The following is a 23,528-nucleotide window of genomic DNA, read 5'->3' as shown; positions in this document are numbered from 1 at the left end:
GGCTACTACCATGCCCACAGGCATGAGCGTCGTATTGGGCGGACGTATCCAAACTAAAATTCGACGGAGTTGAATAATGGACTGGTATCCGCCCATCGAGCCGTACGACTCCGGGATGCTCAGTGTCGGCCACGGTAATGAGCTCTACTGGGAACTGTGCGGGAATCCGGGCGGCAAACCCGCAGTGTTCCTGCACGGCGGTCCCGGCGGTGGGCTGCTCCCGGACAATCGGCGGTACTTCGACCCGTCCGGCTACCGGGTCGTGCTGTTCGATCAGCGAAACTGCGGTCGCAGCCGGCCCTTCGCGGGCGACCCGAAGACGTCACTGGAACACAACACCACCCCGCACCTGGTGGCGGACATCGAGCGGCTGCGCGAGCACTTGGGGATCGAGCGTTGGCTTGTCTTCGGCGGCAGTTGGGGCAGCACCCTCGGCCTGGCCTACGCGCAGGCCCATCCCGAGCGGGTCAGCGAACTCGTGCTTCGTGGGGTGTGGCTGGTTCGCAGGTCAGACGAGGCATGGGCGTTCACCCCGGCGGGCGCGGCGCACCTGTTCCCCGCCGAGTGGGCGGCATTTCGTGCTGCGATCCCCGTCGCGGAACAGGACGACCTCGTCGGCGCCTATGGCCGCCGCATCACCGACCCCGACCCCGCGGTCCACGGCCCGGCGGCCCGCGCCTGGATGAGCTGGGAGCTCTCGGCCAACACCCTGCTGCCGATGACGCCGCCCGGCATCGACGACACCGACCTGCTGGCGTTCGCCCGCATCACGCACCACTACATCAGCAACGGCGGCTTCCTCCCGCCGGAAGGTCTCCTCGCGGGCGTCGACCGCATTCGACACATCCCGACGGTCATCGTGAACGGCCGCTACGACATCAAGACGCCGCCGAACCAAGCCTGGGACCTGCACCAGGCCTGGCCCGAGGCGAAGTTTCACATCGTGGAGGACGCCGGCCACAGCGGCTCCGAACCTGGCACCCGCAGCATGCTCATCGAAGCCACCACCCAGTTCCTCGCTTCGATCCGATCTTGAGGCTGCTCAACAGCTCCTTGAGGGTGAATCGGTCCTAGGTGTGATCCTTGCGAGACGGATTCGGTAGATCCGACAGGAATTGATACCCGACGGCCGGGTCCCGCTGTTTCTGGCGCTGGCGGGAAACCGCCCTCGACGAGGCCCTGCGCGGCGTCGGGGCGCTGCCGAAGCTACCAGGTCACCTCGGCATGAGCGGACGTTGCTGCTTTGGCGGGCGTCTCGGTGAGCAGGCCAGGGCGACAGGTCCCGTGGCTTATGGTGGAGAGCTGGGCGGCACGGTCCTCGCATGTTGTGTGCGACCGGTGGCCGGTCCGAGCCTGTAGGACTATCAGGTTGTCCAGCCGGAGGGTGGACCGATGACCGCGAGCACCCCGGCGTGCCCGGTGGCGACGGCTGGAAACCGCTGTTCGGCAGTCAGTACCCACCCATTTGCGCGGCTGACCGAGGCCGACGTCGCAAAACCTGGCGTCCTGTGCGTTTGCGTCGCCCAAGCGGCAGTGCCGACTGCGAACGCCCGCGACGTCAACCACTGCTGAGATGGACTGGGCCGGATGGGCGTTGTTCGGGTTGGTGGCCACCGCGGCGCTCACCGCGGCGATGATAACCGCGCAATTGGCCGGCCTCACCCGGCTCGACTTTGCCCTGGTGCTCGGGACCCTCGTCACCGAGGATCCCGACCGGGCCCGGGTCGCCGGATTCTTCCTTCACCTCTGCGCCGGTCAGGGTTTCGCCCTCGGTTACGCGGTCACGTTCGCCCTGTTGCACCGCGCCACCTGGTGGATCGGGGCGCTGCTCGGGATCCTGCACGTCGGGATTGCGCTGACAGTGATTCTGCCGCTGCTTCCAGGTGTCCACCCGCGCATGGCCTCGGAGCGTGCGGGGCCGGCCAGCACGGCCGTGTTGGAGCCGGCCGGCCTGTTCGCCCTCAACTACGGCATCTCGACTCCCGCGGTCGCGGCCGTCGTCCACATCATCTACGGCGTCTGTCTCGGACTGCTCCTCAAGGGCAACTGACCCGCACCCCGCTGGTGTCCCCGCCGGAGGGGTTCCTGTGCGCCGGCGCGACTCGTTAGGAATCGATCTTCATGGACGGTGGGTCCGACACGACATGTCCCCGGCCTTCGCCGCCGATCAGTGACTACGGCCTGGTGGGTGACACACGCACCGCTGCCCTGGTCGCGAGCGACGGCGGGATGGACTGGCTCTGCGTGCCCCGCTTCGACGGCGAGCCCCTGTTCGGCCGGCTGGTCGGAGGCCCGCAGGCGGGAACGTTCCGGATCGGACCGGACCGGCCGGCCGCAGTCGTCGGACGACGTTACCGGCAGCACACAGTCACCCTGGAAACCACCTGGGCGGTGGGCAGCAGTCGGCTCAGCCTCACTGAGGCCATGGTGGCGGAGGTCAGAGGCCGCCTGCTGCCCACGACACTGATCGTGCGGCGTCTGTCGGCCGAGCACGCACCGGTCGACGTCGTCGTGGAGTTCGACCCCCGCCTCGGCGAACGGCACCGCAGGCCCCGAGTCCACCATCGGCGCCAGGGCCTCGTATGTGAGTGGGGGTCGCTCGCGGTCTCGCTGAGCAGCACCCCCGAACTCAGCATCGAACCGGGTCGGCCTACCTCGATCACGGTCAGGCCAGGCCACCCGGTCACCCTCGTACTGGCCGTGGCACACCGCGAACCGCTCATCCACGTCGAGCCGGCAGCCGCCTGGGAACTGGTCAGCGACGACGAAACCCGATGGCGGGCCTGGGCCGCGGAAATCGACGAGACGCTGCCATTCCGCGAACACGTCGTGCGAAGCGTGCTCACCCTGCGGCTGCTGACCTACTCGCCCTCGCGAGCCCCGCTTGCCGCACCCACCACGTCATTGCCCGAGGATCCCGGTGGGGTACGCAACTGGGACTACCGCTACGTCTGGCCCCGTGACGCCAGCATCGGCGTCAGCGCCTTTCTCAGACTCGGCAAGACCGACGAGGCCCGCGGGTTCCTCGCGTGGCTGTTGCACGCCAGCCGGCTGCAACGGCCACGCCTGCCGGCACTGCTCACCCTGCACGGCCGCCACGTGCCAGCGGAACGCGAATTACCCAACTGGCCCGGCTATCTCGACAGCCGTCCGGTACGGATCGGCAACGGCGCCGCCAGCCAACACCAGCTCGACGGCTACGGCTGGGTGATCGACGCCGCCTGGGCCTTCGCGCAGGCCGGACACCGCCTCTACACCGAGACGTGGCGGACGGTGCGCGGGCTCGCCGACGTGGTCGCCCACTGTTGGCAGAGGCCCGACGCCGGCGTCTGGGAGGTCCGCGAACCCGCCCAACACGTCCATTCCAAGCTCATGGGCTGGCTCGCCCTGGACCGTGCCCTGGCCATCGCCGACACTCACCCCCTGCGGGGCCGCCAGCGTCGACGCTGGCAGAAATCCCGTGACGCCATCGCCGCCGAGGTCCGAACACGCGGCTTCGACCCGACGGCGACCAGCTACGTCCGCAGCTATGGCTCCCAGGAACTCGACGCGGCCCTGCTGGTCCTGCCGCTGCTCGGCATGGACGACGTCCGGTCGCCCCGAGTACGCGGCACCATCGACGCCATTCGGGACAGGCTTTCCGCCGGCGGTCCGCTCCTCTACCGCTACCCGCCGGGAGGCGACGGCCTGCCCGGCACCGAAGGCGCGTTCCTGCCCTGCTCATTCTGGCTCGCTCAGGGCCTCGCGCGCACCGGGCGTCGCATCGAGGCCGTCGAGCTGTTCCAGGCCATGCTCGACTACGCCAGCCCACTCGGCCTCTACGCCGAAGAGTTGGACCCCTCGACGGGGGCACACCTCGGTAACTATCCGCAAACGCTGACCCACGCCGCCCTCATCCAGGCCGCACTCGCCATCCGGGACGCTCCCGACGACTGATTGCCCCGGTGTCGGTGCCGGTCTTGTTCATCACCTGGATGCCGGCGGCCGACCAGGGGTCGTGGTGGATGGTGTCGGCGACGAGGGTGCGGTCGGTGTTACGGGCGAGCCACCCACGCAGCAGTTCGGACGCCCGCTGGCCCTGCCAGGTTCCGGTCGCCACGTCCGCGAGGAGGGCGCAGCGGGCCAGCCGGGAAGGAAATCATCTTCCGCACGTGGACGGTGGGCGTCGGTACAGTCGGCGACCTGCACACCAACCCGGTGTCGTACGCGCAGGTCCTCGGCGGGCTCGACAATCCGCATCTGATCGTGTCCGACAAGTACACCCTGGGCGATCGAAGATGTCACCGCCGAGGATGTGCTCGTCGCCGCATCGCGGGTGGGTTCGGAGCCTCAGCCGGCTCACGCCGAACGAGGAGATCAGCCGACCGACGACGACGCCAGCAGGCCCCCTTGCCGGTGCTGCGCCACTGACAGCAGGACCGGCCCGTCAGCCCTCGATAGGCGTTCGGCGGGCACCGACGGGCCAGAGGATCGTGGTCGGGACGCCGTGGTGCCGCGCCCAGTGGATGGTCCGGTCCGTCGACGCGGGGTGACGGCCAGGCTTGCCGTCCCACACCGCCACGAGTCGCTGCACCCGTCGGACCAGCTCCCGGTTGGCAACCACGTAGGCGGCGGTGTCCGAGCGGTCGTAACCGGTGTGGACGACCGCTGCCGCCCGGTCGATCAACTCGTCGAAGGCCAGCCGGTTCTCCGGCCTGATCACCGCGACCCGGTAGTCGCGGGCCGGCAGGATCACCTCGTAGGTGCCGCCCAGATCGAGGATCGTGCGCGCGAAGACCTGGTCTGCACCGGCCGCCAGGCAGGTCACGCCGTGCACAGGCCGGTCGCTGATCCCGCCCAACTCGACGCGGAGAGCGTCGGCGACGAGCAGCTCGGTGTCGCGGGTCAGGTTGATGTGCCCTGTCACGCCGACGCGGACCGGGCCGAGGTCAGGCGGCATCCCTCGGGCCTCTCCGCTGCGCGGGCACCGGGGGCGCCAGCCGGATCAGCTCGAACCCGCTGTCGGACAGCACGTCGGGCAGTGCCCGGATCCCCTCACGATTCTGCTCCTGCACGTCGGACGGCAGTTCCTCCCACGGCCGCAGGGCGGGATGCCGCCGCTGGACGTCATCACGCGGGTCGCCGTAGGCCCAGCCGTCGCCGCGCCGTTCCCGGCACCACCGGTCGTGCTCCAGGCGGGCGAGTTCCTCGATCCGGTCGTCGATGGCCTGCCCGGCGGCCGAGGCGTCACCAGTGCCACCGTGCCGGGGCGCCACGACGCAACCGAGATCCAGCAGCTTGCCGGCGATGTCCTGCACGTGGGCCCGGTTGGCCCGCCGCAACGACTCGGGTAGTCGTGACCAGTCCACCATCGCCGGGGCATCGCCGAGTCGTACCCCGGCGCGCTGCTGGGCCTGGACGTACCGCTCGTGGATCAGCCGGGCCAGCCGCTCGGTGAGGTCCTCGGCGATCAGCCGGGCGTCGCAGGCGTGGGTGAGCACCGGATAGAGGCGGAGCTTGCCGTGTACTTCGTCGAGCAGGTCGTGACGGGAGTCGCCGTGGAAGGCCGCGGCGAGCGCCGCCTGCCGGTAGACCGGCACGAACACGGCACTCTCGGCGCCCTGCCACAGGGCGGGCGTGTCCAGCACGAACTGCAGACCGCTGATCTCGTCCGGTGCGCAGACGTAGATGCGGTCGTAGCGGTCGCGACCGAGACCGACGACGCCGTCGAGATCCAGGTCGTACGCGGTCAACTGGCAGACGGTGGCCAGGAACGGGTAACGCGATGACGCTAGAGCGATCTCGGTGCCGGCATCCGGTGCGACGACATCCACCTGCAAGGGTGGCACGGCGTTGCCCCCGGGGACGTCGGCTCGGGATGCGCGCCAGTGCCGGGCGGTCTCCACCAGGAGAGCCCGACGGAAGGTGCCGGTGCCCGCGATGAGGATCCTGGTTGGTTGGTCTCCCCCGCTGGGCAGCGGGTGGAGCCGGTGCAGTGCGCGTGCGGCGACGTCGTCGACGTGGAAGTAGTCCAGCCGCAGCCGGCTGGACCCCGCGGCACCGAGTCGTCGGGCCTGCAGGGACAGACACATCTCCGAGTCGTGAACCAGGATGTAGACCCGCGGTGGTTGCCGTCGGTCCTGGATGAGCCGGTTGGCGGTGTTGGCGATCGCGTGGTTGCGGTCGTCGTCCTCGCTACAGGCGTAGATGGTGTGGGCTCGGGGCAGGCCGGCGCCGCGTAGCACCTCGGGGCTGGTCGGGTCGCCGACCACGCCGAGGTACCGGCGCCACCGGTACTCCAGCGGCCCGAACGGTTCGGAGCGCACCACCACCACACGTTCACCGTCGGCGAAGAGCCGGTCGGCGAGCATGTGCGCGAACTGGGAGTCGCCGCAGACCAGGACGTGACCACGTGCCCGCCGGGCGCGCAGGCGGCGACTCTCGGCGGCCAGCAGCAGCCGGCTTGCCTCGGCCACGGCGAGGAGCGTGAACAGCGGGGCAGCGAACCGGGCGACCTGCAGCTGCCACGGGTAGGGGCCGGCGTTCTGAAAGGGTTCGGCGCCGAAGACGAAGAGTTGCAGGTCGTAGTAGAGCAGGTCGTACGGATCGTGGGCGACGTCCGGTCGGGCCTGGAGCAGGCGCTCGAAGCCGACGTAGCCGAGGACGAGAGCGGACAGCCCGATCAATCCGAAGAGGACTCGCAGACTCCAGCCGGCCGAGCGGGACGAGCCGGCGACCGGATCCGTCATGAGCTCATGGTATTTGACGAGGTCGATCGGATCGTCGCTCGACGCGCACGCGTGTGCACCTACGGCTCCGGATCGATCACGGAAAGTCGTCGGGTCGGGTGTCGGGCAGCGTCGCCAGCAGTTGCCCGGCCAGCCGCCGCACCGCGCCGTCATCCTCCTGATGCGCGAGCCGCACGAGCACCTCCCGGGTCCGGGTGTCCCTGTCGTAGTGACGGGTCAACGCGAGCAGCGCGGTCCGGCGGATCTCCCAGTCGTCGTCGTCAGCCAGCCGCAGCAGCAGGTCCCGTACCCCCGTGCGGCCGGCCAGGCTGGCGCCCAGCTGCTCCACGGCTCGGCGGCGGACCTCCAGAGCCGGATCGTCGCGGACCAGCCCGACCAGCAGCACCTGAACCTCCGTGTCGGCGCCGAAGTGCTCGCCGAGCGCGGCGGCGATGCGGGCGCGGATCGCCGGGTCCTGGTCCGACAGGCGGCGCATGAGCCGCAGCGTCACCGCCATGGACGCCGAGCCCTGCTCGGTCAGACAGCGCACGGCCGCATCGAACACGGTCGGGTCGGTGTCGGACTCGACGCATTCCAGCAGCACGTCGGTCACCAGTTCCGGGCTCCCGTACGCGCAGAGGGTCTGCACGGCGGCCAGCCGGATGCCGACGTAGCTGTCTCGCCGGGCCCGCCGGCAGAGTGTCTCCATCAGGCCCGGGGCGTCGCCGTGGCGGGCGAGCGCCTCGGCGGCGGCGCACAGCACGTTCGGGTCGGGGTCCCGACTGACCTGCTCGGCAAGACACTCCCGCACCTCAAGGTCCGCCGGGTCGGCGAGACGGGCCAGGCTACGGGTGACCCGCAGCCGGACGATCGGGTCCCGCTCCTGGGAGGCGCGGCTGATGAGCAGATCTCGGGTCGCGTGGCCGAACAGCGGTCGCCCGGTGAGCAGGTCGACCGCGGCGAGCCGGACGCTCGCGGTCGGATCGCGTCGAGCGCTCTCCAGCAGCAGTTCCCCGGTGCGGTGGTCGGGGTAGGCCTCGGCCAGCGCGCGCACCGCGGCGAGGCGTACCGTCGCGTCCTCGTCGACGTGAGCCGAGCGGGCCACCACTGTCCACCCGGTGTCGTCGGCGCGGTCCCGGTCGATCAGAGCGGTGACCGCTGCGGCCCGCACGGAGGACTCCTCGTCCTGCTCGATCTGATCGATCAGCCGGGCCCGGCAGCGCCCCTCCGGGTCGGGCACGAGCGCCAACCGCTGCACGGCGACCACGCGGACCCGCGCGGACGTGTCCGAGCAGGCCAACTTCAGCAACAGCTCGGTGCTCTCCGGGCTGGGTCGCTCGGGCAGCAGCTCGCTCAGAATGCGGCGTCGGACCTCGTCCGGGGCATCGCCGGTGACCCGCTGCAACGCTGTGGTCCGTGCGGTCTCGGCGTACTCCGGCAGAACCAGCAGACCCTTCAGCACGCACTGCACCACACCGGGGTCGGTGTCGGTGGCCAGCAGTCGCTGCATCGTCTCGGGTGCGTCCGGCAGGTCGGCGCATCGCGCCGTGAGCACTCCGGCGGCGGCTCGCCGCACCGCGACGGCGGTGTCCCCGGTGGCCCTGGCCAACACCTGACGGACGTCGTCGGAGAGTTCGGACCGGGTGCCGAGGGACTGCACGGCCAGCGCCCGCACCGCGAAATCGGGGGAGTTGGCGAGGTCGCGCAGCACGGCCACGAGGTCGAGGTCGGCGCCGAAGTGGGCGACCAACGCGCGTACGGCGGCCTGCCGCACCGCGGTGGAGACCTCGGCCTGCGCCTGGGCGAGCAGGATGTCCCGGCATCGGTGACTGCTGCCGCCGGTGGCCTCGAGGCGGCCGGCGGCCTCGGCCAGCCCGGCGACCAGGGTGAGGTGGGCCTGCCGCTCGCGGCCCTGCCCCAGCTCCCGGACGAGCAGGTCCTCCATCTGCTCCTCTGCGGTGGACAGCACCGCCGCGATCCGGGTGGCGAAGGCAGAGCCGGATCGCCAACTGGTCCGGACCCCACGACGGCGGTACCAGTGCAGAAAGATCTCCCGGCCGGGCCAACTTGGGCCGAGCGCCCGGATCGAGGACAACAGCTCCTGCTCGGTGAGATCCACCAGGTTCGGGTCGTCGACGGAGATGCCATGCTCGATGAGACGCACGACCTGGCGCAGCACGGCGTCGCCCGCGCCGGCCAGTTCGGCGGGCTGCGGCGCCTCGGCCACGCACTGCGCCGCCAGCACCAGGTTCCACGGCGGCCCGGTCAGGTTCAGCGGCGGCCACTGTTGAGTGGCTTCGGTGGCGAGCACGGTGACCAGCTCGTTGGCGGTCTGGGCGGGCAGGGCGCTGGCGACCAGTCGAAGCACCTCCCGCCACGACGGATCCGCCCAGTGCTCGCGAAACAGCGAACGCAGACGATCGAGGCCCCAGGTCGGATCGTGCTCGCATCTGTCCACGATCTCTTCGGCACAGAAGAACTCCAGGAACGCGCGGTGCACGAACCCGAACAGTCGCAGTCCGTAACGTTCCAGGATGAAGCTTCGCTGCCGCAATTTGTCGATCATCGAGTAGGCCATGGCGAGCGCCCGCTCATTCTCAAAACCGTAGAACGCGACGAGGTGGTCCCGGAAGATGCGCGCCAGTTCGTCGGATTCAATGTAGTTTCCGGCGGGGCCGGACTCGCGGAACTGCATCCAATACGCCAGGTGACGCAGCAGCCGACGCTTCGCCTGCAGGTCCAGCGACGGCACGTCGCCGTGGCTCTCGCGCAGCTGCTTGGTCACATCCCACTCGGAGATCAGTACGTCGGTCACATGCGCGTAGAGCCGGCGTCGATTGCGGGGCAGCGGGTGACCCCGGCCGACGATCGCCATGAGCATCAGCAACAGGGGGTTGCCGGCGATCTCGCGCATCGCTCGAGAACTGCCCACCACGTCGAGGATCTGCCGCCGCTGCCGCTCTGCCTCCACGGCCGGCGTGGGCATCACGTAGCGGTACCAGTTGCCGAGAAACCTCGCGATCTGCTCGTCGTCGAGATCCTCCAGTGTGAAGTGGTCGAAGCCTGCGTTGGCAAAGGTGTGCCGCTGGTAGCCGGCTGCCCGCGACGTGACCACAGTCAGCACCCCCGGGTACTCGTTGGCGAACGTGGCGATCTGCGCGGCCACCTCTTCCCGCTGCGCCGGGTCGAACACCTCGTCCAGGCCGTCGAACAGGAACAGCGCCTGGCCGCCCTGGCGCAGGTACGCCTCCAGCACGTCCTGGTCGACACCGGCCAGCCCCTGCTGGTGGCGGTGGCCGACGTAGTCGAGCAAGCCGTCGCACCGGCCGTCCCCGTGATGGGTGGCGTAGGAGCGCAGCTCGATCAGGACGGGTAGGTACCGGTCCAGCGCACTCAGTCGAGGCTCGACGCAGACCTCGGCCAGCGCCAGCGCCAGGTACCGCGCGGCCGCGGACTTGCCGGAGCCGGGGTCGCCGAGCAGCACGATCGTGCGCCGGCCCGGGTCGGACACCACGTCGAACAACGACAGCTCGTCCTTGGCCGCGTACTCCTCCCAGAGCCGCTCCACCTCCTCCGGGTTGACCACCCCGGGCAGCCCGCCGACGTCGTCGCCCGGCGTGGACCCGGCCCAACGCCACCATGCCAGCGGCATCTCCGGTCGCGCGTCCTCGTGGACGCGGGGCTCCACGAACACCTTGGGCAGCCCGACGGTGAGGTAGCCGATGGTCGGACGCGGCGAGACCGCGTCCACCGAGACGGCCTGGTATCTCAGCGACAACTGCTTGTAGTACTGGTTGCGGACGGCCGTCGGCAGGTGGGTGTCCGGGTCGGCGGGCTCGCGCGCCGGGGACCTGCCACTGCGTACGTCGGCCAGTGCGGCGGTCACCTTGGCGGTGAGGTCGTCCACGCCGGAGAAGAAGGCGCAGAGGTGGCGCTCCTTGAGCTCGCGGCGCAACGCGACGATCTGCTGCCAGTCGGCATCGCGGTCGATCATGTCGACCGGCCAGGGCGTGTCCTCCGCGAGCAGGAAGACCAGGCAGGGCTTTCCCGCCGCGAGCGCCTCCCGGTATTCCAACTCGGTGATGGAGGACTCCTGGCCGGGCGGCCGGAACCCGTACCGCCAGGCGAACAGCCCCACATAGAGATCGCACCGGCGCACGTCGGCGAGGCAGCGTTCCAGCGGCGGCCGGATGTCGGCGCCGTACGCCTCCATGGCCACGTCGTCGATCTCGAGACGGCGAGCCACGGCGTGCACGGCAGCGCGGTATTCCAGCAGGTCCTTTTGTGTGGCCGAAATGTAGACCTTCATGAACGGCAAACTCCAGGGGGTGGCTGGCGACCGCACCATTGAAAATATCAGCCGCTGTCACGTCCGTCCGACCCGCGAACACTCCGAACGCCCGCCGTACATGGGATTCCCGCCGACCCCGGGCTTATGATGGCCATCAACAGATACGGATCCGGGCGGTCGAATCTCGTACTCGCGGAGTTTCGATTGTCCGACGCGGATCCGTGTCAGTGCCGGTCGCGAGGGGTGTACGTCAATCAGCATGAGCCGCATACCGCGGGATGAGCGCGGGTCGGTGGCAGCGTTGCGGAGGAAGCCATGCTCACGGTCGGTGAGGTGCACACCAGCCTTCTGCAGCACAGCACGGCGTTGGCCCAGGAGCAGAGCGCCGAAGTGCTCAGCCTGATCGAGGGCGAGGCCGTGCTGACCTCCCGGCGTCCATCGCTGTACGCGGTGTCACCCGATGTCCGCACCGGTGTCGACTGCTGGCTCCCGAGCGCCAAGATGCGCCAGTTACGTGGAGTGGGAGCCGTCGTCACCCGGGCCATCATCACCGGCGGCCGGATCGTGCAGGCCTCCTCGGTCATCCACGTCGTCGCCGGCGAGCGCCGCCAGCCGTGGTCGCACTATCTGGCCAACCCCGGTGTCCTGGAGACGGTCGGCAAGCTGGACGTCGCCGACCTCAGCGCGGGCTTCCTGCACGGCAACAACGCCGACGTGCTGAACCTGGAGGCGATCACCGGCAGGGTGCTCGACGGTGTGCAGATGTCCGACCTGCTGGACCGGCGCCCTCCACTGCGCACCGCCCGCACACGGCTGCGCTGGACCGCGCAGGCCGACGAGCGTCCGAACCGGGACGTCTCGGCGGTGGTCACCGTGGACTCGCCCACCCTGCGTACGGTCGAACTCGTGCTCGACCCGCAGGACGTGCCGGCCGCCGTGGCCGGGCTCTGCGAAGATCTCGCGTTGCACGACTGGCTGCTGACCATGCTGTCCTCGCTGGTGGAGTCCGTGGTCACCCGATCGGCCTCCGGGCAGGAGCACGTCGAGCGGCTGCGGCCGGTGCTGGAGCACCTGCTGCACCTGTGGCTGCCCGGCGCGCGGGTGCACCCGCGGCTGCGGCCTATCTGGGACCAGTTGGAGCAGGTACCCGGGTTCAGCCGTCAGTGGAACTCGTCGGTCAACTGGATCCGGGATCAGATCAGCGTGAGCAACATGGCTCTGCTGCGCGACCTGGCCGGCCGGGTGGCAGTCGACGAGCCGTGCCGGCGCTGAGCACGCTCAGTCGCTGATGAACACGTAGCTCAGCCGGTCGACCAGCTCGCTGGGCAGGTGCAGGCCCTCGCCGCCGGCCCGTTTGGCGACCTGCTGCGCGACCGCCGGCGGCACCGCCACCTGGCCGAGGATGGTCCGTACGGCCAGCTCCACCGGCAGGTACTGGGTGCCCATCAGGGTCAGCGTGCGATACGCGCAGAACGGCGCGGCCGTCGGGTTCAGCTGGACGATCGCCGGCAGTTCGTCCCAGTCCGTCGGCAGCTCACCGGCGAGCTGACACGGCTGCGTCATCGTCTCGCCCCGATGCCGTAGCACGCCGAGTCGGGTCATCTGCCAGACCGAGGCGAGCAGGGCGCAGGCCCACACCCGGGCGTCCGGCTCGTCGGACCAGAGCTCGATGTCGACGAAGATGGAGTGCCGGGGATCGCCGGACTGCAACGGCGGAGACCACGGACGTGGCAGGGTCATCGCCGGCGCGTCGACGTGCCCGGGAGACCGTTTACCGTTGGACAGCCAGCCCGACTCGCTCAACGGTGGACGACTGCCGGTGGTGTGCCGAGGTGGTTCCACCACCAGTGTGTCGACCACCAACCGGGCCAGCTCGGCGCCGTCGTGCCGGGCGAAGCTGGACTCCCGGGCCACGTAGTCCAAGATCAGGCCGTGCTCCGCCGCGGCGCTCTGCACCTGCGGGATCACCTCGCGGGGGGTACCGAAGCGGTGGAAGTAGTCGTCCAACATGAAGCAGGTGCTGATTCGCGGCTCCCGGTGTGCAGGCAGCCCTCGTCGGGCCAGAGCCGGGATCGCGGCCGACCAGTCCGCAATCCGCTCGAACTTGCGCCTCAGCTCCTCACACCCGTCGCCGAAGTCCTCCGCGTAGAAGTGCCCCAGCTCCACGGACAGATGCGAGTACGCCACGCTCTCTGTACGACGCACCGCAGCTGCCTCCTGGAACCTGACATCCATGCCGATCACGCGGTGTCCCATGCCGTCTCGTCGAAAAGCTTCTCGGTCAGGTCAACGAACGCGTCCACCGTCTTGACGTTGGCAATCTTGGATTGCACGTCGTGATCGGAGATCAGCTGCTCCCGCCACTGAAGCAGAGGATCCAGCGGCACCACGCCGAGCAGCGTCGTACGCCCGACACCTCGTCTTCGGGCCAGCTCCGACAGCTCCGCGTCGCACTTGCGCAGGAAGGCCTGCTGGGCGAGGCCGAGGTGACCGACTTCCGGGCCACGTGAGTCGATCACCGCCGTACGGATGAAGCGCAGCGACTCCCGTAGCCTGTCCGGCTCGTGGCCGTACTCCTTGCCCATGGCCACGATCCCACCCGCCTCGAAGGCCAGGTCCGCCGCTGCGGTGACGTGCTGGGGAGTCCACCGGTGGAAGACCAACCAGCGCACGGCGACCTTGCGCAGGGTCGAGGTCGCGGTGGCGGCCAGCGCGATCTGACTGGCGTACGACCGGCCGGCGCTGAGGTCCACCAGGGTCAGGTCGAACTCCTCCTCCAGCCGGAGGAAGAGCTCGGCGCAGCGCTTGGCGATGTCGTTGGTGAAACCGAACTCGCTACCGTTGCGTTGCCCCGGCAAGAGCACCAGCGGACCGGACCCGATGGGCCTCTGACGCAGGCTGGCACGTTCGGAGGTGCCCCACACGTCCAACTGCTCCGGAGACGGGATCTCCCCGCGCAAATATCGGTGCAGGCCGCCACCGTTGGGCCCGGCGCCCTCCACGCCATTGACGGCCTGCGGAATCTGGAACGTGATGCCGGCGGTCGGCGAGCCGAAGTCGTAATCCAGGTAGCAGGTGGGGCGACCGGACAACGCGCTGCGGTAGGCGATGTTCGCCGCGGTCACCGACCGCCCGGTGCCGCCCTTGTGCGACGTGACGAAGACCAGCATTCAGATCCCCTCGCTGGCCTTCTGCTGTCCGGTGGCGACATCGTTGAGTAGCAACAGGAGAGTGTTCACCAGAGCGGCCGCCGTGCCGGGACGCTCGTCGACCAGCAGCTGCGCCCGGCCCAGGCTGGCTCGGATGCTGCGCATGCTGCGCTGCATCGCCTCACCGTCGAAGGTGCCGCGCATCAACTCCCGGTCGAACAGGTATTCGGCCTCGTCGATGAGATCCTGCGCGTAGTCGGCCAGCCGGCCGGCCCGTGGGAACGGCCGCTCCCACAGCAGCTGACCGGAGGTGACCAGAGCCTGCACCACCCGCTCGGTCAGATACCAGGAGGGTGCGTCCGGCTTCGGCGCCAGGCCGGGAAAAGCACCACCGGCGTGGTCCCACAGCCCCTGGTGCCGGCCGTCCGGGATGCGCCGCAGCAGCAGGTGGTCCCACACCTCGTCGGCCAGCTCGAGCAGTTCACTGCGCCGTCGGGCGTTGCTCAGCAGACCGGCGACGGTGGTCGCCCGCTGTAGCAGCACCGTGGAGAATTCGTTCACGTTCCACGTCATGATCGGCTTTGACGTGTCGTCGTTCAGGGTCACCCGTTTGCCTGGCGCGTGCACGAACAGCGCCGGCTCGCCGGGCGACGCCCGCCGGGTGATCCGCGCCCGCTGCGCCAGCTCCACCAGCACCGAGGCGATCCGCCCGAGCTCCTCGTCACCGCCACGCCCGACGGCGATCAGACCCTTCACGGCCAGCGACGTGGCCTGGAGGGTGTAGTAGTCGGTCCGGTCACCGTCGGTCGTCCGCCAGGGGATGTCCTCGATGGGCCACCGCCGTCGGTTGCCGAAGGTCGCCACCGTCGCCCAGTACGTCCGGGTGAGCTCCCAGCGCAGTTGCAGCGCCCGGGACAGCCGCTGCTGCTCCTCGTTGAGCAACCCGAGCAGCCGGGTGCGTTCGGAGTTCAGATCCTCGATGGCGTCCATCGCGATCACCGTGAAGTAGAGGTAGGGGGCGTTCTCCGCAGAGCCCTCACGCTGCAGGCCGATCGGTTCGGTGGTCGGGACCTCCTCAGCCCCGGAGATGATCCCCCACGACCAGCCGCACTCGAACAGCATCTCGCTGTTGTCCAGGTCCTCGGTCACCCGACCCGACCCGATGATCACGCTACGCAGGCTCGCCATCGTGTCCCGCAACTGCTCGCGCAGCGCCGCCACCAGCTCGCGGCGCGGCAGCTCGTCCTGGTTGACCATGTCGCACAGACGAGTGCCGTACTCGTCGGTGGAGGTGAAGACGAAGGTGCTGAAGCTGCGGAGCAGGCCGACCATCGCCGCCGTGAGGCGCGCGCCCGCCATCGCGTCCAGTTCGTCCAATTGCGCCAACAGGTCGCGCCGTTGGGTGGAGCCCCGGTAGACCTTGACGAAACCGATCGTCGCCAGCGTGAGTGTGACCGACACCGCGAACGAGTCGACGATGTCCAGGGAACGCTGCTCGTCGGTGAGCTCCGGACCGCCCTCCAGCGGGGTGAGGTAACTGCCCCCGCCGAAGATCGGGGCGCCGGCGTCGTCGGTATACCGCCGGAAATAGTCGATCATCACGCTGACCAGCCGGCGGGGAATCTCGATCGCGCCGCCGATCGGGCTGAGCGCCTCGATCACCTCTTCGTCGGCGCGGTCCGGGTCGTCCAGTGACAACACGGGGACCTTGGCCGCGGGGAGCAACAGGGTCAGCAGTTGCTCTGCGTCGCTGATCGAGTTGGTACCACTTCGGCTACCCCAGTGCCATTCACCGTTCGCCCAGCAACTGCGAACCGTAGCCCGCCAGATGTCGAGGATTTCCTGGCGCGGCTGCATCCGCATGACCCACCGCCGTCTGTTGTAGTCGTCGACTCGAAACCTCTGGTATTGCCGTGCCCACAATGGTCCACGATGACGTACAGCGTCATGGTAGCGGGCCAGTCGAGTGCCACTCGAAAGGCTTCGATGGCCGCGTGTCGACACTCCGGCCAATCGGGCACGATGGAATGCCGCGCCGCCACGCTGCGCCGACAGCACGACGTCGGCGCATCCCACAGGCACGCATCGGCGCTATCCGCGGGTACGGCCCGTGGCCAGCAGCATGCTCAAATACCCGTCCCGCAGCGGCGGCCTCGGCCGCACCTCGTGGACGTCCAGGTCGTACGCGCCCGCCGCGATGCTGGCCACCACGTCTGCGCGCTGCAGTGCCACCGCCGGGAACATCCGCCGACCGACGCTGTAGCCGAGGGACCCGAGCATGACCGTCACGGCGAAGGGCGACCCGGGCCGCAGCGCGTCCAGAAACCGACCGATCGCGTGCTCGGCCTCGGCCCGGTCGGCCGAGATGGAGCAGGCCACGAAGAACATCGTACCGGCGCTCCAGACGTGCCTCGGCAGGGTGAAAACGCTGGCCCGCACCACCCGGCCCACCTGTGCCAGGCGCCGGCGCGGGTCCGCCAGTGCCGCGTACGCCGGGTGCTCCGCGCACACCTGCCAGTACGGGTCCCAGAGCTCGTCGTAGCTGTCGACCTGCGTGCGCAGCCAGTTCACGTTCGCCGTCGACCATTCACACAGGTCGACGGCCTTTGCGAACGGCAGAAGCGACAGCGCCGGATAAAGGTTCGCTCCCGACCCCACGTCGACGCACCGTGCGTCGGAGAGCTTCGCCTCGGCGAAGAAGTCCCGGATGCGGCAGAGGATCTCCCGATCGTCGGACCGCAGATCCGCGTAGTTGTGCCGGACATATGCCTGCGGGTCGAAGCTGTCCCACTCGACGTCGGAATTGACCGGCCTCGGCGACTGAATCGGCGAGCGTGGCGTCGACTCGCCGCAGCCGCCCCCAGTCGCCGGGGTCAACGCCATGGACGGGCCTCCATCGGGTCGGCGAATCACATTGGTCGCTGAAGCGGCGCTCAGTGCACTGCCCATTATGTATCGGAGATAGTGTTGATCACCACCAGCATAGGCACCCACAGCACACCAACCATCAACCTGCACGAAGGCCGGAGCTCAACCCCTGCTGGCGATTTGTTCGGTCTTTGGCCCGACGGCGTCGTCGGGGCATGAGTGGTGGTCAGCTGACATAGTTCGGTTCGTCATAGCGAGGGCGGCTGCCGCGAGTAGGGGCGGCAGCACGAACGGGGCACGGTTCCCGGATTGCTCCACGAGCAGGCCGGCGAGTGACTGGCCCGCAGCCGTGCCGACGGGTCCGGCGGCGCAGACGATGGTCATGGTGATCGCGACTCGGGTGGGTGCCAGCCGCTCGGTGATGGCGTAAATAGTGATCATGTAAGGCGTGATGGCGATTCCCGCTACCAGGACGACCGGCGCAAGTGGCAGCCGCGCCCCGCCGACTGGCAGCAGAACCATGGCGACCAGAAGCCCGAGAGCGAAGAGGCGATAGCGGGTTCGCAGGGCCACCCGGGATGGGATCCAGGCGTAGGCGATGCCGGCGATGGCGCTGCCCGCACCAAGCGCGGCGTAGAGCAATCCGCCGGCAGAGGGATTGTCTGCCGCAGTGGCGTGTGCCGTCACTCCTACCTGAACGGTGCCGAAAATGGCGCCCATGATCGCCATGGCCGCACACATTGCTGCCAGCCCTGCCCGAGGCAACGGCACCGTCACGGATCGCGATGGTGCCCGCTCGGGAGCGGTCGTGTACAGCAACGCCAAGGGAACCGCCGCCGCAAGGAGAAGCACGATGCAGGCCGTGAGCGGCGCACCTGCTGGGACGGGAGCCCAAACCGCGGCGAGAAGCCCGACAACAGCAGGCCCAGCGATGAAGCTCGCCTCGTCCGCAGCAGCTTCGTACGACAGTGCGGTGGTAACCAGGCCTGGCTGTTCAGGCCGTGCCCGCGCCAGATGAGACCAGTGAACACGGATCAGCGGACCTATCTGTGGTTGAGTCGCGCCGACGAGGACAGCAGCGCCAAGAAGTGTCGGACGATCAGCGGAGGTGGCGGCAAGCAGACCGGCCAGAGCGACGGCGTTCGCAACGGCCATGAAGACGCCAAGCTGACGGATGCTAGTGCGATCGGCCAGCCGTCCGACGATGACACCTCCCATGCCAATGGCGAGGCTCTGAGCTGCGGCGGCCGCGCCAGCGAAGGCGAAGCTGCCCGTGGCATGCTGCAACAGCAGCAGCGTGCCCAAGGGCGTCATTGCATACGGCAACCGGGCGAAGAATCCGATCGGGAATACCAGGGAACGGGACGCACGGGCAAGCTCCCGGTATGACAAGGGCGTTCTCCTCGCATGACGAAGAGACGCGTCTACCCAGCCACCGGACGCGTGCAAATCCCGATTCTGACCGGAGTTTAACAACGTCGACGCCCGCAGCCGCATCGGTCGACCGGGGGCACGCCCACGATGGCCGCGCCTTGCCGGCGGCAGATCAGGCACCTGATCTTGGCGGGACATACGGCAGGCAGGAAGGCACCGCCGATGGCCCGACTGCGCAACGTTGCATTCTGGGTCATCAGCCGATCGGACGACCGAAAGCGATGATCGGCTATTTCCATGTGCGACGGACACTTTGCGACGCTTAGGAAGGAGGCATGACCAACGAGCGGACCGTCCCCCTGCTGCCGTGCGCATCCATTGACGACATCGAGACCTTCTATGGAGTTCTCGGTTTCCGCACCACATACAAGCAACGCAAGCCCAACGCGTGTGTGGGGGTGCAGCGCGAAGACCTGCATCTGCAGTTCTTCGAGATCGCCGGATTTGACCCGGAGCAGTCCTACGGCTCCTGTCTGGTACTCACCGCGGACATCGAGGGACTACATCGGGCATTCGCAGCCGGCATGCGCGCCGCGTACGGCAAGGTACTGGTGTCCGGAACGCCGCGGATGACCCGGCCCAGGGCGCGGAAGAACGCCGACGGGTTGGGCGGATTCAGCGTCATCGACCCGGGCGGAAACTGGATCCGCGTCTTTCGGGACGCCGCCACCGCGCCCATGCCGGCCGCCACGCCTGCCGGGCGGCTAGCCAAGGCCCTCGCGAATGCTGTCGTGCAGGCCGATTCCAGGGGAAGCGTCGGACAGGCCGTTCGGATCCTCGACAGCGCGTTGGCCCGCCCGCAAGCCGACGACGACCCGGTCGAGCAGGTAGAGGTCCTGGTCTACCGCGCCGAACTCGCGATGGTGCTGCACGATCCAAAGACTGCGGTCGAGATGCTGGCCCGCGCCCAGTCCGTCACGCTCACGGAACACGAATCCGACAGGGCGGCACCCGCGTTCGACAACGCCGCCGAACTCGCAGCAGCACTGCGGTGACTCGCCACACGAACGCCTCCCTCCTCTCGACATGAGCGGACGCCGCTCGACTGACGACCGGGACCAAACTGGCTGACCCCTTCGTGAAGGGCCTGGTCAGTGGTGCTGCGGCGCGAGCACACTGGCGGTCCCCGGCGCCGCCGTCGGCGAGCCCGTTGACCTCCGCGGGCTGCCTGGCCACGATCATTCGTACCACCACCTCGTACGCCGACAGACCGCACCGAATCGCCACCGAGTCGCCTACCCGTCAGCCCGGCATGCGACGCTCAAGCTCCGTGACCAACGGGCCACACCGCGTGGCCCCGGACACTAGCGCCAAAGCCCGCACCATCCCTGGCATGACAGCACGGCAGCCCCCAACCCCACACCCCTTGTGCCCGGAGGAACGTAGACCATGGACCACGCATCTCAGCTCATCCAGGAGCGGAGTGCCCCGCCGGCCACGCTGGTGATCTTCGGTGCCTCCGGTGACCTGACCCGGCGTAAGCTACTGCCCGCAATTGAGAGCCTGGCTCGGCACGAGCGGCTCCCGGACCAGTTCGCGCTGGTCGGCGTCGCGCGCACGTCGATGACCGACGAGCAGTTCGCCGAGAGCGCCCTCGGCGAACGCACCCTTGCCAGCAAGCGCCAACTCCAGGGCGGCGTGCGGTACGTGGCTGGCGGCTACGACGACCCGGAGACCTACAAACGGCTCGTGGAGACCCTCGACGAGCTGGACGTACAGCGTGGCACCTCCGGCAACCGGCTCTTCTACCTGTCCACACCGGCCGGGGCCTTCGAGCCGGTGATCAACGGACTGGCCGGTGTCGGGCTCAACCAGCCACGCGAAGGCTCCTTCTCCCGCCTGGTCATCGAGAAGCCGTACGGGCGCGACCTGGTCACGGCCCGCGAGCTCGACGGCGTCGTGCACAGCGCGTTCGACGAGCACCAGGTCTTTCGTATCGATCACTATCTGGGCAAGGACACCGTCCAGAACGTGCTGGCGCTGCGCTTCGCGAACTCGATCTTCCAGCCCATCTGGGATCGCTCCTGGGTCGACCACGTGCAGATCACCGTCGCCGAGACCCTCGGCGTCGGCAGCCGCGGCGGCTTCTACGAGGACGCCGGCGCGATGCGGGACATCGTGCAGAACCACGTGCTTCAGGTTCTCGCGCTGGCACTGATGGAGCCACCGGCCTCATTCGAGGCTGAGGGCCTGCGCAACGAGAAGGTGAAGCTGCTGCAGGCGATCCGGCTCCCCACCGACCGGGACATCGCCGAGGCCGCGGTCCGGGGACAGTACACCCGGGGCGGCACGCGGGAGGAGCTGATGGCCGGCTACCGCGAGGAGGCCGGCGTGGACCCCTTGTCGCGGACCGAGACCTATGCCGCTATGCGGCTCAACGTGGACAACTGGCGCTGGGCCGGGGTGCCGTTCTACGTACGCACCGGCAAGCGCCTGCCGGCCCGGCTCACCGAGGTGGCACTGCAGTTCCAGCGGCCGCCGCACCTGCCGATCCCGACCGACCAGCTCACCGGCCTCGATGCTGACGCGCTGATCCTGCGGATCCAGCCGAACGAGGGCATCTCGCTGCGCTTCGGTGCCAAAGTGCCGGGCCACTCCTTCCGGGTCCGCACCGCCACGATGGAGTTCTCCTACGACCAGACGTTCGTCGAGGAGTCCCCCGAGGCGTACGAGCGTCTGCTCCTGGACGCGCTGATCGGTGACGCGTCGCTGTTCATCCGCAGCGACGAGGTGCAGCAGTGCTGGCGGATCGTCGACCCGATCATCGACAACTGGGAAAAGGACAACTCGCCGATCCCCACCTACGAGGCCGCTTCCTGGGGCCCGACCGACGCCGACCGGCTCATCGGCCGGCACGGCCGCAAATGGCGCAACTCCGCGTGACCCTGCCACGACGAGTGGCACCGCGTTGCTGAGCCCGATCGCTTGGTCGCACCATCGACGGCAGCGGTGGGTGGGAGCCGGCTCCCACCCACCGCTGCGCCGTACTCGCCGGCTGGAGCCGGGTGAGCGGCAGCCGCTGCACGGCACGGCCACCCGTACCTGGTGGTGGCGATCCAGGACGCGAAGAACGTGGTGCAGGCCGCCGTCCACATGCTGAGCAATGTGGGCGGCACCAGGTACATCGCGCGCCTGGTCGAACTGAGGTGACCGCTGGCGCGGTGGTCGGGCCTGAAACCGACATTTCGTAAAAACCGCCGTATTAGGTGCGTAACGTGCCGGGCATGTTCTCTCGCACATGGCGTAACCTGTTGCTCACAGCGCTCGGGATGGGCATGCTCGCCGGTGCCGGTCAACTTGGCATCGCGTTCAGCTTCGGCATCGTCCCGCTCGCCGGCGCCTCCACCGGCGCCGCCGTCAACCAGTGGCCTGCCCAGCTCGTCTGGGTGGGCTGGTTCGCGGCACACGCCGCCGTAGCCGGCACCATCGTCGCCGCACGCCTGGCCCGCCGGTACGGGGTGCTCGGGAGCACGGGCAGATTGGTGGCCGTCGCCGCCGCCGCCGCGCTGGGCGCCACCGTCGTGGCACCGCTCTGCATCCGGCCGGCCCAGGCCGCCGAGCACTTCTCTGTGGACCCGATCTGGGCCGTCGGCATCTGCGCGACCCTCGGCGCGCTGGTTGGCGCGGGTGCCGCGATCGCCGTACTGGTGAAGCCGCCGCTGGGTTGGAACATGGCGGCAGTGGGCGGCGTGGTTTGGCTGCTGGCGCTCGTCTCGGTCGTCCCGTCGCTCGCAACCGCCGGGCCGTTGCCCGCCGTACGGCTCGGTGTGCTGGAGCCGGCCGGGCTCGACGCCGACGCGGCACACCGGCTGGCGATCCTGACTCTGCCGTCGGTGGCCCTGCTCATCGGCGCGGCGACCGGCGGGCTGGCCCGCTGGCGCGGGCATCCGCCGCTGGTCAACGGCGTGACCGGCGCAGCCGGCACGGTGCTGGTCGCGTTCACCTATCTGACCGCTGGTCCCGGCGACGCCGTCGACCGGTACCAGATCACGCCGTACTACGGGGCGCTGCTCGCCGTCGCCGCCGGTGTGCTCGGCTCGGCCGCCGCCGCGTTGTTCCGCTGGCCGCTCCTGCCGCGCACCGCCGGAGCACGGGTCGCCGAGTCAACCGACATCCTCCGTCCGCTGGCCGCCGGTCCCGCCGTACGGCGGCCCATGAGGCCGGCCGTTGGTGGTACGACCAACGAGCCGGAGCCCGTCGACCTGACCGGCACGGGGCCGGTCGCCGGCGCGACCGCAGCGCAGCTCCCGACCGCAACCGAACCGCTGGGCCTCGGTGCACCGGCTGTTACCGCCGCATCGGCCGCACCCGCCGACCTCGCCACACCGGCCGACCTCGACGACAGCCCGGAGACATCGGAACCGGCCCCCGCGACGACGGCTCACCTTCCCGCGGGACCTGGCGGGGACGGCTCCGGGACGACGGAGGCGGCGGTCGACAACACCGAACCCGAAGGGATGCCGCCCGACGGGGCCCTCGTCGCCCCGGGGACCCTCCGGATGTACCAACCGCCGAAGACCGACCGGACGCAGGTTCAGGCGACCTGGCCGGTCGTTCCGGCGCGGCGGGTGCCGCCCCCGGCCGAGCCCGCTCCCGGCGCCGAGGCAACCCAGTCAGCCGGCACGCAAGAGAGGCCCGAACCGGCGCTCCCACCTCGGCACCGGCCGCCCCTACCCAACCTGATCCGGGCTGCGAACTGGGACGCCCTCGCGACCGCCCAGCGCGCCGGGCCCCCGCCCACGACCGATGCCGTGCCGGCCCGCCCCGCCGGGACCGACCCGGTCCTCGCGCCGGCCGACCCGGCATCCGTCGTCGAGGCGGGACGGGCCAGCGGGCGGCTGGGCCTGTTCCGGCGCAACAAGTCCCGGGCCAACGCGGACGGCGCGGGCACCCCGGCGGACGGCGAGCCGCTGCCGAGGCAGGACGCGGAGTTCGTCGACTGGGTGACCCGGCTGGGCAATCCGGTGGCGGACAACGAGCCGGATCAGGAAGGCGGTCGCCGGTCACTCCGCTTTACCGGCAGCCACCACAGCGACCGTTCCTGACCAGCGGAGGGCAACGACCCCTCGCGCTGGCCTG

Annotated in this window: 16 protein-coding genes and 1 pseudogene; 8 read left to right on the top strand and 9 right to left on the bottom strand. The window is 69.4% G+C overall.

Translation table 11 applies throughout. The features are described 5' to 3' along the window. Nucleotides 1-76: 76 nt before the first annotated feature. From pip to ACIA47_RS16345, 3 genes are all read left to right on the top strand, one after another. Complete coding sequence (gene pip / locus ACIA47_RS16355) at nt 77-1,036, top strand: prolyl aminopeptidase (RefSeq protein WP_396708625.1); 960 nt, start codon at nt 77-79, stop codon at nt 1,034-1,036. Nucleotides 1,037-1,573: 537 nt separating this feature from the next. Further along, a complete protein-coding gene (locus tag ACIA47_RS16350) occupies nt 1,574-2,050 on the top strand; it encodes a hypothetical protein (protein WP_203120858.1) in 477 nt (158 codons plus the stop codon). A 71-nt stretch (nt 2,051-2,121) separates the two neighbouring features. Next, complete coding sequence (locus ACIA47_RS16345; RefSeq protein WP_396708623.1) at nt 2,122-3,936, top strand: glycoside hydrolase family 15 protein; 1,815 nt, start codon at nt 2,122-2,124, stop codon at nt 3,934-3,936. On the opposite strand, the gene ACIA47_RS16340 is transcribed toward ACIA47_RS16345, so the two are convergent. The 4 genes from ACIA47_RS16340 to ACIA47_RS16325 form a co-directional block, all read right to left on the bottom strand. Then, nucleotides 3,893-4,099, bottom strand: coding sequence for a hypothetical protein (locus ACIA47_RS16340; RefSeq protein ID WP_203120852.1), 207 nt, complete (start codon nt 4,097-4,099; stop codon nt 3,893-3,895). The genes ACIA47_RS16345 and ACIA47_RS16340 overlap by 44 nt on opposite strands. Nucleotides 4,100-4,426: 327 nt before the next feature. Next, nucleotides 4,427-4,939: a hypothetical protein gene (locus tag ACIA47_RS16335; protein WP_396708620.1), complete on the bottom strand. Its 513-nt coding sequence runs from the start codon at nt 4,937-4,939 to the stop codon at nt 4,427-4,429. After that, entirely contained in the window at nt 4,929-6,728 is a 1,800-nt protein-coding gene (locus tag ACIA47_RS16330) for a RyR domain-containing protein (RefSeq protein WP_203120848.1), read from the bottom strand. Before ACIA47_RS16330 ends, ACIA47_RS16335 begins: the two co-directional genes overlap by 11 nt. Nucleotides 6,729-6,804: 76 nt before the next feature. Continuing rightward, the gene (locus ACIA47_RS16325; protein ID WP_396708617.1) at nt 6,805-11,016 is read right to left on the bottom strand and encodes a HEAT repeat domain-containing protein; all 4,212 of its coding nucleotides are present in this window, start codon (nt 11,014-11,016) and stop codon (nt 6,805-6,807) included. A 297-nt stretch (nt 11,017-11,313) separates the two neighbouring features. Here ACIA47_RS16325 and ACIA47_RS16320 point away from each other — a divergent pair, with 297 nt between their 5' ends. Continuing rightward, a complete protein-coding gene (locus ACIA47_RS16320) occupies nt 11,314-12,270 on the top strand; it encodes an SCO2521 family protein (protein WP_203120844.1) in 957 nt (318 codons plus the stop codon). Nucleotides 12,271-12,276: 6 nt separating this feature from the next. Here ACIA47_RS16320 and ACIA47_RS16315 read toward each other — a convergent pair whose 3' ends face one another. The 5 genes from ACIA47_RS16315 to ACIA47_RS16295 all read right to left on the bottom strand — a co-directional run bounded on the left by ACIA47_RS16315 (nt 12,277) and on the right by ACIA47_RS16295 (nt 18,407). Then, on the bottom strand, nt 12,277-13,233 hold the full coding sequence (locus ACIA47_RS16315; protein WP_238410928.1) for an SCO2522 family protein: 957 nt from the start codon (nt 13,231-13,233) through the stop codon (nt 12,277-12,279). Nucleotides 13,234-13,238: 5 nt separating this feature from the next. Beyond that, nucleotides 13,239-14,168, bottom strand: coding sequence for an SCO2523 family variant P-loop protein (locus ACIA47_RS16310; protein WP_203120842.1), 930 nt, complete (start codon nt 14,166-14,168; stop codon nt 13,239-13,241). After that, nucleotides 14,169-16,010, bottom strand: coding sequence for an SCO2524 family protein (locus tag ACIA47_RS16305; protein WP_396708615.1), 1,842 nt, complete (start codon nt 16,008-16,010; stop codon nt 14,169-14,171). A gap of 228 nt (nt 16,011-16,238) precedes the next feature. Continuing rightward, nucleotides 16,239-17,030: an SCO2525 family SAM-dependent methyltransferase gene (locus ACIA47_RS16300; protein WP_203120836.1), complete on the bottom strand. Its 792-nt coding sequence runs from the start codon at nt 17,028-17,030 to the stop codon at nt 16,239-16,241. A gap of 147 nt (nt 17,031-17,177) precedes the next feature. After that, nucleotides 17,178-18,407: an MFS transporter gene (locus ACIA47_RS16295; protein ID WP_396708612.1), complete on the bottom strand. Its 1,230-nt coding sequence runs from the start codon at nt 18,405-18,407 to the stop codon at nt 17,178-17,180. Nucleotides 18,408-18,724: 317 nt separating this feature from the next. Here ACIA47_RS16295 and ACIA47_RS16290 point away from each other — a divergent pair, with 317 nt between their 5' ends. From ACIA47_RS16290 to ACIA47_RS16275, 4 genes and pseudogenes are all read left to right on the top strand, one after another. Beyond that, a complete protein-coding gene (locus ACIA47_RS16290; RefSeq protein WP_203120834.1) occupies nt 18,725-19,444 on the top strand; it encodes a VOC family protein in 720 nt (239 codons plus the stop codon). Nucleotides 19,445-19,838: 394 nt separating this feature from the next. Beyond that, nucleotides 19,839-21,332, top strand: a complete 1,494-nt coding sequence (gene zwf / locus ACIA47_RS16285) for a glucose-6-phosphate dehydrogenase (RefSeq protein ID WP_203120833.1) — start codon at nt 19,839-19,841, stop codon at nt 21,330-21,332. A 109-nt stretch (nt 21,333-21,441) separates the two neighbouring features. Beyond that, nucleotides 21,442-21,599 (top strand): annotated as a pseudogene (locus tag ACIA47_RS16280) (cupin); the annotation flags it as partial. Nucleotides 21,600-21,673: 74 nt separating this feature from the next. Further along, nucleotides 21,674-23,494: a hypothetical protein gene (locus ACIA47_RS16275; protein WP_396708609.1), complete on the top strand. Its 1,821-nt coding sequence runs from the start codon at nt 21,674-21,676 to the stop codon at nt 23,492-23,494. The last annotated feature ends 34 nt before the right edge of the window (nt 23,495-23,528 follow it).

It is taken from the genome of Micromonospora sp. NPDC051227, assembly GCF_044455385.1.
In the GTDB taxonomy this organism is placed as follows: Bacteria; Actinomycetota; Actinomycetes; order Mycobacteriales; family Micromonosporaceae; genus Micromonospora.
Note: the sequence above shows the minus strand (reverse complement) of the source record. Positions and strands in the feature narration are given on the sequence as shown.